At 41.2% G+C, this 13,460-nt stretch carries 22 protein-coding genes; 17 read left to right on the forward strand and 5 right to left on the reverse strand.

Annotated features, from left to right (window positions below; all coding sequences use genetic code 11):
* Positions 1–348: HEPN domain-containing protein (locus AC3WVG_RS04435; protein WP_488796973.1), on the forward strand; the 348-nt coding region annotated here is incomplete at its 5' end.
* A 201-nt stretch (positions 349–549) separates the two neighbouring features.
* Here AC3WVG_RS04435 and AC3WVG_RS04440 read toward each other — a convergent pair.
* From AC3WVG_RS04440 to AC3WVG_RS04460, 5 genes are read right to left on the reverse strand one after another with little or no spacing between them, the layout of a single operon-like run.
* Positions 550–990 (reverse strand): hypothetical protein, encoded by a 441-nt coding sequence (locus AC3WVG_RS04440; RefSeq protein ID WP_488796974.1) that lies wholly within the window; start codon positions 988–990, stop codon positions 550–552.
* 21 nt (positions 991–1,011) lie between these two features.
* Positions 1,012–1,350 carry an STAS-like domain-containing protein gene (locus tag AC3WVG_RS04445; RefSeq protein WP_488796975.1) on the reverse strand — a complete coding sequence of 113 codons (339 nt, stop codon included), beginning with the start codon at positions 1,348–1,350 and terminating at the stop codon, positions 1,012–1,014.
* Between the two features lie 13 nt (positions 1,351–1,363).
* Positions 1,364–2,401, reverse strand: a complete 1,038-nt coding sequence (locus AC3WVG_RS04450) for an ATP-binding protein (protein WP_488796976.1) — start codon at positions 2,399–2,401, stop codon at positions 1,364–1,366.
* Between the two features lie 34 nt (positions 2,402–2,435).
* Positions 2,436–2,816 carry a hypothetical protein gene (locus tag AC3WVG_RS04455; protein ID WP_488796977.1) on the reverse strand — a complete coding sequence of 127 codons (381 nt, stop codon included), beginning with the start codon at positions 2,814–2,816 and terminating at the stop codon, positions 2,436–2,438.
* Between the two features lie 10 nt (positions 2,817–2,826).
* Positions 2,827–3,576, reverse strand: a complete 750-nt coding sequence (locus AC3WVG_RS04460) for a S24 family peptidase (RefSeq protein WP_488796978.1) — start codon at positions 3,574–3,576, stop codon at positions 2,827–2,829.
* An 82-nt stretch (positions 3,577–3,658) separates the two neighbouring features.
* Here AC3WVG_RS04460 and AC3WVG_RS04465 point away from each other — a divergent pair, with 82 nt between their 5' ends.
* The 16 genes from AC3WVG_RS04465 (at position 3,659) to AC3WVG_RS04540 (ending at position 13,346) form a co-directional block, all read left to right on the forward strand.
* Complete coding sequence (locus AC3WVG_RS04465; RefSeq protein ID WP_488796979.1) at positions 3,659–3,892, forward strand: helix-turn-helix domain-containing protein; 234 nt, start codon at positions 3,659–3,661, stop codon at positions 3,890–3,892.
* Positions 3,868–4,371 (forward strand): phage regulatory CII family protein, encoded by a 504-nt coding sequence (locus tag AC3WVG_RS04470; protein ID WP_488796980.1) that lies wholly within the window; start codon positions 3,868–3,870, stop codon positions 4,369–4,371. Before AC3WVG_RS04465 ends, AC3WVG_RS04470 begins: the two co-directional genes overlap by 25 nt.
* Positions 4,372–4,376: 5 nt before the next feature.
* Complete coding sequence (locus AC3WVG_RS04475; protein WP_488797020.1) at positions 4,377–4,802, forward strand: single-stranded DNA-binding protein; 426 nt, start codon at positions 4,377–4,379, stop codon at positions 4,800–4,802.
* Between the two features lie 2 nt (positions 4,803–4,804).
* Positions 4,805–5,488 carry a hypothetical protein gene (locus AC3WVG_RS04480; protein ID WP_488796981.1) on the forward strand — a complete coding sequence of 228 codons (684 nt, stop codon included), beginning with the start codon at positions 4,805–4,807 and terminating at the stop codon, positions 5,486–5,488.
* A gap of 14 nt (positions 5,489–5,502) precedes the next feature.
* Positions 5,503–6,510, forward strand: a complete 1,008-nt coding sequence (locus AC3WVG_RS04485; RefSeq protein WP_488796982.1) for a hypothetical protein — start codon at positions 5,503–5,505, stop codon at positions 6,508–6,510.
* Positions 6,511–6,512: 2 nt separating this feature from the next.
* A complete protein-coding gene (locus tag AC3WVG_RS04490) occupies positions 6,513–7,166 on the forward strand; it encodes a DUF6475 domain-containing protein (protein WP_488796983.1) in 654 nt (217 codons plus the stop codon).
* A gap of 23 nt (positions 7,167–7,189) precedes the next feature.
* Entirely contained in the window at positions 7,190–7,642 is a 453-nt protein-coding gene (locus AC3WVG_RS04495; protein WP_488796984.1) for a hypothetical protein, read from the forward strand.
* 6 nt (positions 7,643–7,648) lie between these two features.
* Positions 7,649–7,828, forward strand: a complete 180-nt coding sequence (locus AC3WVG_RS04500; protein ID WP_488796985.1) for a hypothetical protein — start codon at positions 7,649–7,651, stop codon at positions 7,826–7,828.
* Entirely contained in the window at positions 7,825–8,346 is a 522-nt protein-coding gene (gene dcd / locus AC3WVG_RS04505; protein WP_488796986.1) for a dCTP deaminase, read from the forward strand. Before AC3WVG_RS04500 ends, dcd begins: the two co-directional genes overlap by 4 nt.
* Positions 8,347–8,361: 15 nt before the next feature.
* Positions 8,362–9,063, forward strand: a complete 702-nt coding sequence (locus AC3WVG_RS04510) for an HNH endonuclease (RefSeq protein ID WP_488796987.1) — start codon at positions 8,362–8,364, stop codon at positions 9,061–9,063.
* A gap of 168 nt (positions 9,064–9,231) precedes the next feature.
* Complete coding sequence (locus tag AC3WVG_RS04515; RefSeq protein WP_488796988.1) at positions 9,232–9,918, forward strand: hypothetical protein; 687 nt, start codon at positions 9,232–9,234, stop codon at positions 9,916–9,918.
* Positions 9,884–11,731 carry a terminase gpA endonuclease subunit gene (locus AC3WVG_RS04520; RefSeq protein WP_488796989.1) on the forward strand — a complete coding sequence of 616 codons (1,848 nt, stop codon included), beginning with the start codon at positions 9,884–9,886 and terminating at the stop codon, positions 11,729–11,731. Before AC3WVG_RS04515 ends, AC3WVG_RS04520 begins: the two co-directional genes overlap by 35 nt.
* A 20-nt stretch (positions 11,732–11,751) precedes the next feature.
* The gene (locus AC3WVG_RS04525) at positions 11,752–11,937 is read left to right on the forward strand and encodes a helix-turn-helix domain-containing protein (RefSeq protein WP_488796990.1); all 186 of its coding nucleotides are present in this window, start codon (positions 11,752–11,754) and stop codon (positions 11,935–11,937) included.
* Positions 11,938–12,067: 130 nt separating this feature from the next.
* Positions 12,068–12,643 carry a hypothetical protein gene (locus tag AC3WVG_RS04530; RefSeq protein ID WP_488796991.1) on the forward strand — a complete coding sequence of 192 codons (576 nt, stop codon included), beginning with the start codon at positions 12,068–12,070 and terminating at the stop codon, positions 12,641–12,643.
* The gene (locus AC3WVG_RS04535; protein ID WP_488796992.1) at positions 12,640–12,930 is read left to right on the forward strand and encodes a hypothetical protein; all 291 of its coding nucleotides are present in this window, start codon (positions 12,640–12,642) and stop codon (positions 12,928–12,930) included. Before AC3WVG_RS04530 ends, AC3WVG_RS04535 begins: the two co-directional genes overlap by 4 nt.
* Before the next feature lie 2 nt (positions 12,931–12,932).
* A complete protein-coding gene (locus tag AC3WVG_RS04540; protein ID WP_488796993.1) occupies positions 12,933–13,346 on the forward strand; it encodes a protein-export chaperone SecB in 414 nt (137 codons plus the stop codon).
* Positions 13,347–13,460: the final 114 nt, after the last annotated feature.

Below are 13,460 nucleotides of genomic sequence, written 5' to 3' on the forward strand. Positions count from 1 at the left end.
AGTCTATCTTTAATAGAATGTAATAGAGAAACTATTTATCGAGTAATATGTAGTAGAGCATATTATGGTATATTTAAATTGATTGAGGATTTTTGTAAAGAGAATACTATAGCTATCCCTAATAAAGATGACTCAGGGAGCAAGTTAACATCACACAAAAAAATAAAACATTATTTAAATGCTCGAAATACGAGGTTAAAACGTTTAATTAGTCGATTATATACTGCAAGAATAAGTGCAGATTATAGAAGAAATACAAGAATTACATATATATTAGCAGAGCAATCCATAAACAATGCTAAACAAGCAAAAAACCTGTTTGATCGAGACAAAGAAAATTGGATTTAAGGATTGTTAAAATTAAACAAATTTAAGGACATGTTAGAGGACAACTTATGAGTAAAAAGTGGCTGGTAAATCAGTCAGATCAAACAAAGGTGCTTGATATTGTAGAGCATCTTCTTAAAAAACATCGAAAGGCATGGGAAATTCTTGCGAACTGCTAATCAAATAAAAAGCCCGCTGGGTGCGGGCTGCGTTAGTAATTTGTTACGTAATTTTAATTACAGCTTCTCTCAAATTCTCGGCTGCTTTTCTAATTTTTTCAATTCGATCTGGTTCTGCTTTTTTATATGAAGTCTCAAACAATCCGCCTGTTGATATCATGCGAAATCTAATCAATTTTCTCTCTATACCATAATGAATATACTGGCTTTGAGGTAATTGCCTTAAATCTTGACCTAAATATCTAAAATTACTTTTAATTAAATCTTCAAGATCACAATTTTGCCCTTCTTGTCTCCAATAAGATGATGCCTTACTCTCCAACTTTTCAATGCGCCTACATATTTCCTTAATATCATCATTTAAAAAAGTCCTGTTCAGCCTGTCATTCACCGTCTTGCGAGATACAAAGTAAGAAAATATTGCAGATAATACAGCCGAAAGTATAGGAATTAAAAAATCTTTTAGCGATATTGATGATGACATTATTTAATTTACTTTTTTAGCCTATTTATCGTTATCTTCTACTGCTCCTTCGATGTACATCCATATTTCCTCTTCGTATGTTTTGAGTGATTTATCTTCGTATCTAAATTTAAGTTTGCTTTGCATTTCTTTTACTGTGAAATATTTTTTTCTTATAAGACCTCCAAATGCTTCCTCTAAAAAAGAAGAACCAAAGCCCATAATACCATCTATATTAATAATAACTTTATCGCACTCCTTTAATTTAGGCACTAGACACTCTTCACGAAATTTTTCACCAGAATAAGGTCCATCAGAGTTATATCTTCCTGATGGATATTTAGTAAAATCATTAACAAAATTTATAATACATTCCTTCATGTTACACCCTCCACTATTTTAAAAAAAGAGACCACTCGATAAATGTCCCCCCAAGTGGATTATCTCTTTTTATACATTTTTCACAATCGTTACCATTCAAATAACTTTTTCTATATTCACCATTACCGCTAATTATTCTTATTTCTCCCTTATGAAATTTTATAAAATCAAGAAGCTGTTGCAGACCTTTCCCCCTATAACTTTGTTTTGTTCTTGTCTTGCCAACCTCCAAAGCAGCTTTTATCATGTTTGCATCATGAGGTTCTAGTTTACGCGATTTAAGTAGTTGAAGGCATTTGTCTATTAAACCCGAGGAAGGTAAAGTCGCAGGAATGCCGACTCCTTGATCATAAAAGATTATGTTTATCTCCCCTGTTCTTCGATTAAATGAGCCAGTAAGCCACCATTGATTTTTTAATTGATATTTATAGTTGAAAGTATCAGGATAAGCATGTTGGACAACATTAGTCATTGCTTCAGTTAATGCGGTGTATAACCTTCTCTCATCATATCTATCTCCAATTATGGGGGCTATCGCTTTTATTAATCGTGCAACAAGTTCACCATGTGATTCTCTCCCTGTAATAAACTTGATAAATTTTAGACTTCCTTTCTTACTTTTTATCTTCCTATCTTTCTTTTTTATATTAAGTAATTCAAAAATTCCTAATTCATGGAATAATCTTCTAACATCTTTTTCCCAAGCGTTTATTTTCCACGGCTTTAGTTTGAACTTGAACAGTCTACGCCATCTATCTAATTCGGCCGCGAGTATTAATGCTGCGCCTGATGATAATTTCCTTATCGGCTCAAAATCAACAGCAAAACGCCCTTTATTCCCAGAAATAGTTTGTTTGAGTTTATAAATAAATTTAATCACCTCGTCAAAATTTTCTTTTAAGCATAAGTTCCCTGGGGCTTCTATGGTTTCACGTATTGGTTTAATTATTTTTCTTTTTCGACGCTTGTGTGGATTTCTCTTTCGCCGTTTTTCACAGTAAAACTGATGTCTTATTAACCATTCTCTTCTTTTTGGTGTTAAGCGCTTCATATCTATTCTGGTTTCCGGCAGCCAGAAATCACTTTTAAGGTTTAACCATCCAAGTATCTATAGCCAAGTTATAATTTTTAATTACCGTATTAAGTCTGATCCAGTATTTATAATCCCTTTCTTGCTCTAAAATTAACACTATTCCTGGTCGTTTTCCTGTTTGTAGGCCATAATAGAGGGCTTGACCTATAGCTTCAGCCCACTTGGGACCGAAATCAAATTCTATTGCATGGGTATCTGTTAGGCAGTCGCATCGGGTGCGGTCTGGCAGGGTTACTTCAGTTTGGCCGCTATGTTCAGCGCACCATTGGTTTTGATAGTATTTTTCGGGATGCAAATGTTTTGCGTGGGCAAATTGTGGCGGGAAAATTAATAGAATTAGCGCGACACATAACCTTATTAGCATTTTGAACATTATTTAACCTTCATTTCTTACTCATGTCGCTCCAGGCCCAGACAACACGTCCAATAACTGCCTTTTTAATGTCATTGTCGTAATCTATTTTCAGGTTATAAAAGTCAGGCGGATATTGCGGGTTGTCCGAGTAAAAAACGATAAACTCTTGGCCATCCTTTACCTGTATTCTTACCCGTTTAATGGCCAGGGCACAATCTGGTGCAGGTTCTCTGATTAGATAAATATTCCCGGGCGGCTCCTTGGGGATAAAGTCGCTCCGGTCTATCAATACAATATCTTTCGGGTGCAGGGTTGGCTCCATGCTGTGCTGGTTTTTGCCGATCTCTACAGCTACCAGGTTTGATCTGTGTCTGACAGATTCATGGTTACGCCATACCAAAACCCAGCTTTGAATGTCTTCTTCCGGAATAATACCTGGCCCAGCAGCAACAGGCATCGAGGCCAGGGGAACAGCTAAATAATCATCATCTACAGGCCCATCAATCTCTTCTGCGTTAACAATTTTCGGATTTACAAAGTGGACTTCACGGGAAGCGTCGGCTTCTTCAAAGGTTATTTTAGCTCCTGCTGCTTCAAGTAACCTACAGAAAAGTTGCAGGTTTTTCTGACGCTCTCCTTTTAAAATTTTCTGAACATAAGAAACCTTCCGCTCGCCAAGTAACTTTGCCAAACGATATGGTTTCCCCTCAAATTTTTTTGAAACTACAGTTTGTAGTCCATGAATAATGTCTTCGTATAATCCCATATTAACAGCCATACCACTCTCTCCTTAATTTTCTAGTATTTAAAAATTTACCTCATCTTGACTTTAGGTTGCCATTTGTATACTATTGGCACCCATGAACGTAGCTCAAGACATAAAAAAATTCCTTCATCTATCAGGATGGTCAGCTTCTAAATTAGCTAAAGAAGCAAATGTTCATAAATCCAGCATCACCCGTCTCATAAACGGCCAACGGAAGTCCATCCGCACTGACACGCTGCAAAAGCTATGGCCTTATTTATATGGTGAAAAGTCCCCCCTAAACAATACCCCAAAGGAGAATCCATGGGACACGACTTCAAAAATATGACCGCTAAACAGGCTTTGACCCTGGCGAAACTCCTTTCTGGCAAGACTTGTGAAGATATAGCCGAGGAAACCGGCTTTCCTTATCAATCCATAAGACAATATTTCAAAGAACATGAAACCAGGTATTTCCCTGGCATCCACCGGATCCCCGCCTTATGCCGTGCCCTGGGCAACAACATCCTCATAGAGTGGCTACACGCTCAACTGGAAATTCCTTCCCATCATCCAAGCATCACAAAAGGTTCTGAACTCCTGAAAGAATTAAATCGCCTGTCCAGCGAGCTGGGCGACGTGGCGCGGGTAACAGGAGAAGCTCTCCAGGATGGCAAGGTGGATCAGCAAGAGGCCCAACAAATCATCGGGGAAATCAAAGACGTGGAAGAGCAGTGTCAAAAATTAAAAGACGGCCTCCAGCATGTAGCCGGCCAAGTTTTTGAGGGTGGGCACTTCAAGAAAATCTACATTGCTTGTGAGGAGTAACGGTGATCAGTCTTAACAAAACCTTTTTAATTGGCCGACTAGGGCAAGATCCTCAAACACATTACACAGCTACCGGCCAGGCTGTGGTTAATTTTTCACTGGCCACGGACGAAAGTTATACAGACCAGAGTGGTCAGAAAGTAGAGCAGACAGAGTGGCACCGGATAGTAGTGTTCGGGAAATTGGCCGAAGTTTGTGCCAATTATCTTGGGAAAGGCAGACTGGTTTTTGTGGAGGGCCGCTTGCGGACCAGGAAGTGGAAAGACCGGCAAGGCCAGGACAGATATACAACAGAGATCGTGGCCAAGCGGGTTCAGAATTTGGAGCGGAAGCAACAGCAGCAGGGTGGTCCTGTCCCAGGTCAACAGCCAGACACAGGTCTGGGCCCGGCATTTCCAGAAAACATGCCTGAAGATGATGCGCCATTTTGATTATGAAACAGACAAACTTTTATCAATTAGAGCGCAGCGCCAAGAGAGATATCATGTTGGCTAAACTTGGTCTGCGCTTCCACTGCTCCAGGATAAAAAATTGGACAGATCAGCAGGAGTGTTTTGCCAGATATCAGAACCAAAAATTACCTTGCTCTGAATGTGCCAAGGCGTTGGCATGGTTTGGCAGACTACAAAAAACGGAGGTTAAAGACATGCCTAAAAACACTAGGACTTGCAATAAGTGCAGAAAAGAAAAGTCAATAGAACAGTTCCGGTTGTCGGAGTTTACAGGAGACAGAGTTGCAACATGCGATGACTGTGAACGGAAGTATAAGTTAGGGCCTTACAGAAACAACGCTGACACAACTGAGCATATGCTAAATGATGCTACTAGCAATGCTACGAGCATAAACGAGCAATGCTCAACCGATAATGCCATTGATGCAGCTGTTGATGAAAACTTTGATATGCTGGGTGGGATTGTCCAGGATAATAAAGGAAAACAATGCAGGTCAAATTGGCAGAAGCATGTTCATCGCATCCATTTCAACGCCTGTCCCGAACTCGCTGAGCGCGTCAAGCAAAGAGCAAAAGAACAATTCCGAACTTTTAGTGCCCAGGTTATCTGGGAACTTTTACAGGCGGAGAAAATGCAAAATAAAGAATGTGCAACTAATTATTAATACGGGCTGTCAAAATGAACAAGGATATAAGAGTATCGGTCACACTGCCAACTCATCCCAAAACAATTAAGCTAATGCGCAGGCTAGGGGATAGGGCTTTTTATTGCTTGATCAGGCTGTGGACTTTTGTTGGACAAAATAAACCTGATGGCATTTTAAACAATATGGACAGTGAAGATATAGAAATTGCGGCCGATTGGCAGGGATCGCCTGGAGAGTTCGTTGAGACGTTAATTGACATCAAATTTTTAGACTTTGAAAATGAAACATATAAAATTCATGACTGGGAAGATCACAACGAATATGCAGCACATGCCCAGGCAAGGTCCGAGAAGGCCAAAAAGGCTGCCAGAGCGAGATGGAAACAAAACGGCTTAAATAAAGCAGACACACAAGACAATGCTACTAGCACAGACAAGCATATGCTAAAAAATGCTAGTAGCAATGCTACGAGCATAAACGAGCTATGCCCTTCTCCTTCTCCTATTCCTTCTCCTTCTCCAAATAATAATTTATCTACCTCTTACGAGGTAGATCGTCGTCCTTCGGACGCCTCCGCCCCCGCTTCCGACGAAAACCAACCTGAATTTTCATCTGGCCTTGAGGCTGAAACAGACGTTTCAGCTCAAAGCTCAGATATTCCCAAGGCAAAATTAAAAATCAAAAAACGGAATTCAATCCCTGACTGCCCGCATGAGCAGATCGTTGATCTGTACCATCAGCTTTTACCCGAACTTCCACGAGTGCAAGCATGGGGCAAAACAAGTCAAGCTAATCTCAGGGCCAGATGGAGGGAAGAAAATGCCAGGCAGAACCTCGCCTGGTGGAGAAATTTCTTTATTTGGCTCAAAGAGTCAGACTTTCTCATGGGACGCAAAAAGGACTTTCAAGCTACTTTGTCCTGGATAGTCAGGCCAACCAATTTCGAGAAAATACTCAACGGCCAATATCATGTGCGCGGACAGCCGAAGCAAGACCCAAATGCTCAAGCTGTGGCTGAATTTTTAGCAGAGGAGTGTTAGTCATGACAGACAAAGATAAACACGAGTTTGCAGCAATAATGGCAGGTTTGGCCGAAAATTTCGGCACAACACTAACAAAAGCCGGTCTGCGTATGCGCTTTGAAGCTCTGAAACAATACTCCATTGAGCAAGTCAGGAACGCAGCTATAAGTATTTTACGGACACGCAAATATCTCAAAATGCCTACTATTGCCGAGTTTATTGAGCACTTGGAAGGTGGATCTGCAGAAGACATTGCACAGGTTGAAGCTGCAAAAGTGTTGGAAGCCATAAAAGTCCATGGTCCTTACCGCAGCGTGGTCTTTGATAATCCTGTCACCCAGGCCGTTATTGAATACAGCTTTGGAGGTTGGACTAAGCTGGCAGAGGATTTGGATGCAAAAGGCGAGAAGTGGTTTTTTAAGGATTTTGAACGAGCTTACGGCGCTTTTGCCAGACAAGGGGTTAAATTGGGCGGCACACTGCTGGGAATATGTGATCACGCCAACCAGCTTATAGGACATAAAAAAAGTGAGCCTGTTTATATTGGCAACCAGGAGAAAGCTCGCCAAGTGCGATTGATGGGTAGTGATGCCCATAAACTAACAGGCTCAACAATACCGACTCATATAGCGCTAGCCATGAATGGTCAGTTAAAAGACATGGCAAAACAGTAAAGGGTTGTTTTGATGGAGGCAGCATGAAGCAAAAAGCTTGGATAGGTATTGATCCTGGAATAAACGGCGCTGCTGCGCTCATCCATGAATACGGCGAAGAGGTATTTGATTGGCCTGGTGATCCAGGCCTTGCAGCAGACAAAATCGAGCAATGGTTGCTTGAGTATAATATTCGCCTTGCAGCCCTTGAAAACGTTCATGCCATGCCTAAGCAAGGCGTAAGCTCAACCTTTAAATTTGGTCAAAACCTGGGCCAATGGCAAGGCATCCTGGCAACTCTGGATATCCCTTACCTGATGCCCGGACCCAGGGAATGGCAAAAGGGGTTGGTCAAGCCGTCTGATGGTAAAAACCCAAAGGCTAGGTCATTGACGGTAGCCCGTAGGTTATTTCCTGATGTCGAGCTTCCAAGGGTAGCAGACCATAATAAGGCAGATGCCCTTCTGTTAGCATGGTGGGCAAAGCAACAGGGGTAAACAAACATGAGGCCTAAAATAGCCGAAGTTCCAGAAAAGTTCTGTCGCGAGTTCTGCTGTTCTTACATGGCAAAGGCCAGGTGTGGCCGTTTAATTACAGAGCGTGATGGTCTGTGCGGATGGACATGGGAAAAGATACGCGAGCAAGAAAAATTGCAAATTCAAAAAAGAAGGTTGAAAAGATGATCCTAGGTAATCAAGAAATTTTAACCAGGGTAAAACAAGACAGTCTAATTGAAAACTTTAACATTTCCTGTCTGCAACCTGCTAGCTATGATTTAACCCTGGGCAAAGAGTTCTTGTTTCTAGAACATGGACAAGAAATAAGGCTAGATAAAAAGCCAAAATATTTCAAAAAACAAGGCGATAAATGTTTGCTTAATCCTGGAGAATTTTGTCTTGGGACAACTATTGAAAAAGTTAATCTTCCGATAGATTTAGTTGGTAGAGTCGAGGGGAGGAGCAGCTTTGCAAGGATAGGACTTCTTGTCCATTGTGTAGCTGGTTTTTGCGATCCTGGTTTTACCGGGCAAATCACTTTAGAATTCGCTAACCTTAGTCCTAATCCCATTCTGCTTAAATCAGGAATAAGAATCGCTCAAATAGCTTTTGAAAAAGTGGTTGGCTGCGAACTGTTGTACGACGGGAAATATCAAAATCAGATAGGAGCAACCGGAAGTAAAGTATATTTAGATAAGCAGTGAGTACAGGAGTTTAATATGGCACTAAAAAAAGAAGAAGTTTGGTTAATTAAAAGGTTGTTGTGGTTTGGCGTAAGCCAACAAGTAATCGCTAAAATGTTTAAAGTTAGTTGTTACGCGGTAAATAGGATTAACACAAAGAAAGTTTGGTCTAATATTAAGTTTACGCCAAATAATAAAGATAAAAAGCTAAAAGAAAAATGGAGATATAGAAATTCTTTCAAAGATGAAGTTTGGATAATAATCGAAAATTTTTCTGACTATGCTGTCTCTAATTATGGACGAGTAAAAGTAATCGATAATAAATTTGCGAAAAAACCTATTGGAGAATTTTTAAAATTAACACCAAATGGCGATGGATACGCTATGATTGATATCAGTAATAAACAAGGAAAACAAACAGTCAAAGTGCATCGTTTGGTAGCGTTACACTTTTTAGGGAAGCCAGCAACAAAAAAGTATCAAGTTAACCATATTGACGGGAATAAATTAAACAACCACGTGTCTAATCTGGAATGGGTAACCCATGCGGAGAATATGAGGCATGCAGTGGTAAATGGTTTGAAGCCAACTAAATTAACTAAAAATGACGTTATACAAATAAGAAAGCTGTTAAAACAGAAAAATATGACACACAAACAAATCGCGAAAAAATTTAATGTTGCACAATCAATAGTCGCTAGAATTAATACAGGCACAATATGGTCATGTGTTTCTTAGTTAAGTACCAAGACCAGAAAGGTGTAGTCGGTTCAAAAATTTTTGAAGACTGGGAAAGCAAGGGCTGTGACAAGGATGGGTCCTTCTGAAGGATTTAACAAGGCCAGGGGTCGCCGCAAGCGCGCGCCTTGCCTATGTAACATGTTGAAATCATTGGTAGCGCTTTAAATGACACAAGAAATCTGGTTATCAAGAAAGGAAATCGAAGAAAAGGTGGGTGTTAGCGCGTCCATGTTGAAGAAGATTCGGGCGAACAGCGATATTCGTCCGAAGGGTAGGGGAGTGGCGTCAAGATGGCCGCTATTGGCGGTTTGCGAATGGTTGTTGGCTAATCCGCCCGTCAAAATCAACAACAAAAAGACCATGAAGATGCGGCGGCTTGCGGCCCAGGTCCTCAAGGAACATCGGAAGCAAGAGAAAAAACCGGGCAAGGCAGCCAGCAAAGCAAAGCAACCCTCAGTCAAGGTTGACGACAATCAGCAACCTGGCCTCGAGGCCGCCCTTGATCGTTTGAGGGCAGCCGAGCGGGTTACCTATCAAAGATGGCAGAGTGCGTTTCAGGAAAATGACTCTAATGCGTCAGTCTATTTTAGGGACTGGCAGCAGGCGTTGGATTTGCTCCGGAAGGCGGAGGATAACCTTTTGACGGTTTTAAACAAGCGCCGCGAGCTATTGCCAACTGACGAGGTAAAGACTTGGCTGACCAGGCAAATAGAGGCGGCTAAGGCGCACTTGCTTGACTTGCCGGGCAAGCTGGCGCCTGTGATTGAGGGGTTACCATGGCCCCAAATCCAAAAAATGCTTGAAACAGAAATAAAGGATGCCCTTAGCAAGTTGTCAGCAGATATTAAGTGAATGGTGGGCGGAGAGTTGGACTCCACCAGCTAGCCTGAATCCATGGCAGTGGGCAGATGAGCATTTGGTGCTGTCGGCCAGGTCAACAGCTTATCCTGGGCGTTTCAGGTCAAGTCTCACCCCATATATCCGCACACCGCTGGAGGCATTTCAAGACCCTGGTGTTAGACAGATTACTCTTTGCTGGAGTGCCCAATCAGCTAAGACAACAACCTTGATGGTCATGTTGGGCTATGTGGTGGACCAGGCACCGGGGCCTGTACTGCTGGTGCAACCTTCCCTTGATGGAGTAAGGTCTTTTTCCAAAAACCGACTGGTTCCATTGATAGAAGACTGCCCCAAGCTGGTAGCTCACAAGACAGGTAAGAGGTTTGATTTCAACTCCACAGAGATGATCCTGGACAGGCTGACAATCTACTTGCAGGGGGCAGGTTCGCCGAGTCAGCTAGCCAGTAGGCCAATCAAATATTTGTTTGCTGATGAAGTGGACAAGTGGCCGGAGCAGACAAGCAAAGAGGCTGACGCTTTGAATCTGGCCATAGAACGCACCAAGTCTTACCGAAATAAGAAGATTGTACTGGCCAGCACTCCGACCGTTGAAACAGGCGCAATCTGGCAGGCGTTTCTTGCCGGGGATCAATGTCAATATCATGTGCCTTGTCCTGTATGCGGGGCGTTTTTTGTGTTGGAGTGGAAACAGATTAAATGGCCTGAGACTACAGATCTGGACATAATCAAAGAAAACACATGGCTGGAGTGTCCACATTGCAAGGGTAGTGTAGACGAAAAACACAAGCCAGGAATGCTCGAACAAGGTCAATGGATCCCGGCCCACACCTCCGCACCGAGCGATCATAAAAGTTTTCACCTAAACGAACTTTACAGTCCATGGTCTCGATGGGGTGATTTAGCTGTTAAATTCTTACGAGCCCAGGCGGAGGCCAAGACAGGTAACAAAGGTGCGCTGCACAACTTCATCAATTCTAGCTTGGCCGAACCATGGATAGATCAGACAGAGGGTGTAAAGCAGCCTGATGAAATTATTTCTCTATGTGATGACCGTGAGCCTGGACAGGTCCCAGACGCTAAAATTTTGGCTTTAACTGCCGGAGTAGATACGCAGGACAATGGTTTCTGGTTCACGATTTGGGCTTGGGGGCCGGAGCTCACAGGCTATTTGATTCGCGAAGGTTTTGCACCTGATTTAGATGTGGTTAAGATGATTCTTTGGGGTAGTCAGTATCTTGATTTTAAAGGCAGAGTCTATGTGCCCAACTTGTCCCTCTTTGACAGTCAGGGGCATAGAACAGCGGAAATTTATGATTTTTGCCGTGCCAATCCAGGGGCCAGGCCGATCAAGGGTGAAAGACAGCTGTATGGACAGCCCTTTAAAGTTAGCATGATTGACAAAGTCACACGGCCAGACGGCAAAAGCTATCCTATTCCTGGAGGCCTGCAATTATACCGGCTAAACACGACTTTTTACAAGGATATGCTGGCCAGCAAGATGAGTTTGCCGAAAGGTCAGCCTGGATCAATAAATCTACCAAAGGATGTAAGCCGTGATTTTGTTGTCCATATGACAGCAGAGTACAAAGACGAGAAGGGCTTTTGGGTGCAGCCCAAGTATAAGAGATGCGACCTTTGGGATGCTTCAGTCTATGCGCTGGCCGCAGCTGATATTTTGGGTGTTAAGTTCTGGAAGGAAGCAGGCGCAGTGCAGACAAAAAAGATAAAAGAGCCCGTCCAGCAAAGACAATTAAATATGCCAAGTAGGATAAGAACCAAGCCCAGCTGGTTTTATAACCGATAAAAGTTTTGCAGGGGGAAGATATGCAATATTTTGATGTTTCTCAGGTAGCAAAAAAACTGGGCGTTGCCCGGAGCACGGTGTATCGACTTATTGAGGCCGGCGAACTAAAGGCGGGTAGATTTGGGCTTAAAAATGGAATCAGGATTTCCGAGAAGGAGTTGTTAAGGTTTAAGAGGGAAAGAGAAGGAACAACGAGCAAGCTATAAAAAGATAAAAGCCCCGGCAAGGGGGCTTCTAGTTAAAACAAAGCAACTTTTTCGCTTGACATAAAAAAAATTGTATTGCTAATCGAACCTTTTCGATATAAACAGAAAATAATCAACACATTCATATTAGATGAACTCTCAAATTAGAAGTAATTTGTTAGGACGGACAGAATATCAAATTGATTTAGTTATAGAAAATTTCGAGAAAATAATCCCTGACGCTTACCATGGCACTGATTTCGCAAGTGCGTGCAACATATTAAGAGAAAAGAAATTTAGAACAAGTACAGGTGAGCATCAATATCTTGGGGATGGAGTATATTTTTTTGAAAGTTCTATACAAGAAGCACAGAATTGGGCAAAAAAAAAGACTAAAAGCGTAAAAGGTGGCTGTAAATATGTTGTTTTCCGTGCTATAATTAATCTTGGTCGATGTTTAGATTTAACAAGGCGAGAACATATCAATGTTATTTTAAAACTCAAAAGTCGTTTGTCAGAAAAAACAAAGAAGAAGGAAATAGCAGTTTCTGCACTAATAAATTTCTTGACATACAAATTTGATGAAATTGATACTGTAAGAGCTTTTAATTGTTTAGGGAATAGGCTTTTTGTTCGGCCAAACATTTATTATACACAATTAATAATATGTGTTAAAAAACATGAGTGTATTATAGATTTTGAAAAAATTAAGGAAGGTTATATATGACCTTAGATATTAAAAATCTGCTTAAAAAAATAGATAATTATTTTGACAATGTTTCTGATACTGAACTGGAAATTGACTTAGAAGAATCTGGGTTTAATTATTATAATAAAATTGACGATTTTTGTTTGTCTAATTATTTAGAGGCGACAGAAAAATGTTTGGTTCTATGGAGCGCGAGTGGCACTTTTTTGATACAGAAAAAGCCAGCTACAGAACAAAATAATTTAGTTTACACTTATTTAAACATTGAAGATTTATCTACCAACCAGTACGATATGGCAGCGTAAAAATGGACAAGCATCCTATCCAATTGGTTTACTTGGGTATAAGGGAATTGTTTATCAAGTCAAACATCCCTCCACAGCCAGATGGTCAGCTTCCTGAACTTGAAGAGGGAAAGTTTCGTTTGCAGACTGGACTAACTGACTATGACGAAGAAAATAAAGCCATCGGTGTCGCTTTAAAGCTTGAAATTGGTATTGATGACGAGGAAGAATGTCCGTTTTCTTTACGAATTGAGCTTTATGGTCATTTTTTAGTTGATGACAAGAAATTTCCAAAAGACAAAATTCAAGATTGGGCTCTAAATAACGGGCCTTATATATTAATGCCATACATGCGGGAACAAGTCTTTGCTCTCACTTCACGTTGTGGCTTTCAACCTGTAATTTTACCGCTCACTCAGGTACCTACTTCAAAATAATAGATAATAGCCTCTTTTTTTTTTGAAAAGTCCCCGCCCTGCGGGGCTTTTTCTTTTTTTTCTTGTTTGCTTTATTGTCTCAATTTTCTCATTTGTCTTATTTTTCTCTTTTTT

Source organism: Desulfovulcanus sp. (assembly GCF_982781345.1).

Bases quoted from the DNA above. Each gene is read 5' to 3' on its own strand.
- AC3WVG_RS04520 (WP_488796989.1), top strand. From the start codon at position 9,884: ATGCCCTTAGCAAGTTGTCAGCAGATATTAAGTGAATGGTGGGCGGAG.
- AC3WVG_RS04495 (WP_488796984.1), top strand. From the start codon at position 7,190: ATGAAGCAAAAAGCTTGGATAGGTATTGATCCTGGAATAAACGGCGCT.
- AC3WVG_RS04500 (WP_488796985.1), top strand. From the start codon at position 7,649: ATGAGGCCTAAAATAGCCGAAGTTCCAGAAAAGTTCTGTCGCGAGTTC.
- AC3WVG_RS04480 (WP_488796981.1), top strand. From the start codon at position 4,805: ATGAAACAGACAAACTTTTATCAATTAGAGCGCAGCGCCAAGAGAGAT.
- AC3WVG_RS04460 (WP_488796978.1), bottom strand. From the start codon at position 3,576: ATGGCTGTTAATATGGGATTATACGAAGACATTATTCATGGACTACAA.
- AC3WVG_RS04515 (WP_488796988.1), top strand. From the start codon at position 9,232: ATGACACAAGAAATCTGGTTATCAAGAAAGGAAATCGAAGAAAAGGTG.
- AC3WVG_RS04445 (WP_488796975.1), bottom strand. From the start codon at position 1,350: ATGAAGGAATGTATTATAAATTTTGTTAATGATTTTACTAAATATCCA.
- AC3WVG_RS04525 (WP_488796990.1), top strand. From the start codon at position 11,752: ATGCAATATTTTGATGTTTCTCAGGTAGCAAAAAAACTGGGCGTTGCC.
- AC3WVG_RS04485 (WP_488796982.1), top strand. From the start codon at position 5,503: ATGAACAAGGATATAAGAGTATCGGTCACACTGCCAACTCATCCCAAA.
- AC3WVG_RS04510 (WP_488796987.1), top strand. From the start codon at position 8,362: ATGGCACTAAAAAAAGAAGAAGTTTGGTTAATTAAAAGGTTGTTGTGG.
- dcd (WP_488796986.1), top strand. From the start codon at position 7,825: ATGATCCTAGGTAATCAAGAAATTTTAACCAGGGTAAAACAAGACAGT.
- AC3WVG_RS04470 (WP_488796980.1), top strand. From the start codon at position 3,868: ATGGGACACGACTTCAAAAATATGACCGCTAAACAGGCTTTGACCCTG.
- AC3WVG_RS04540 (WP_488796993.1), top strand. From the start codon at position 12,933: ATGGACAAGCATCCTATCCAATTGGTTTACTTGGGTATAAGGGAATTG.
- AC3WVG_RS04465 (WP_488796979.1), top strand. From the start codon at position 3,659: ATGAACGTAGCTCAAGACATAAAAAAATTCCTTCATCTATCAGGATGG.
- AC3WVG_RS04455 (WP_488796977.1), bottom strand. From the start codon at position 2,816: ATGTTCAAAATGCTAATAAGGTTATGTGTCGCGCTAATTCTATTAATT.
- AC3WVG_RS04530 (WP_488796991.1), top strand. From the start codon at position 12,068: ATGAACTCTCAAATTAGAAGTAATTTGTTAGGACGGACAGAATATCAA.
- AC3WVG_RS04490 (WP_488796983.1), top strand. From the start codon at position 6,513: ATGACAGACAAAGATAAACACGAGTTTGCAGCAATAATGGCAGGTTTG.
- AC3WVG_RS04440 (WP_488796974.1), bottom strand. From the start codon at position 990: ATGTCATCATCAATATCGCTAAAAGATTTTTTAATTCCTATACTTTCG.
- AC3WVG_RS04535 (WP_488796992.1), top strand. From the start codon at position 12,640: ATGACCTTAGATATTAAAAATCTGCTTAAAAAAATAGATAATTATTTT.
- AC3WVG_RS04450 (WP_488796976.1), bottom strand. From the start codon at position 2,401: ATGAAGCGCTTAACACCAAAAAGAAGAGAATGGTTAATAAGACATCAG.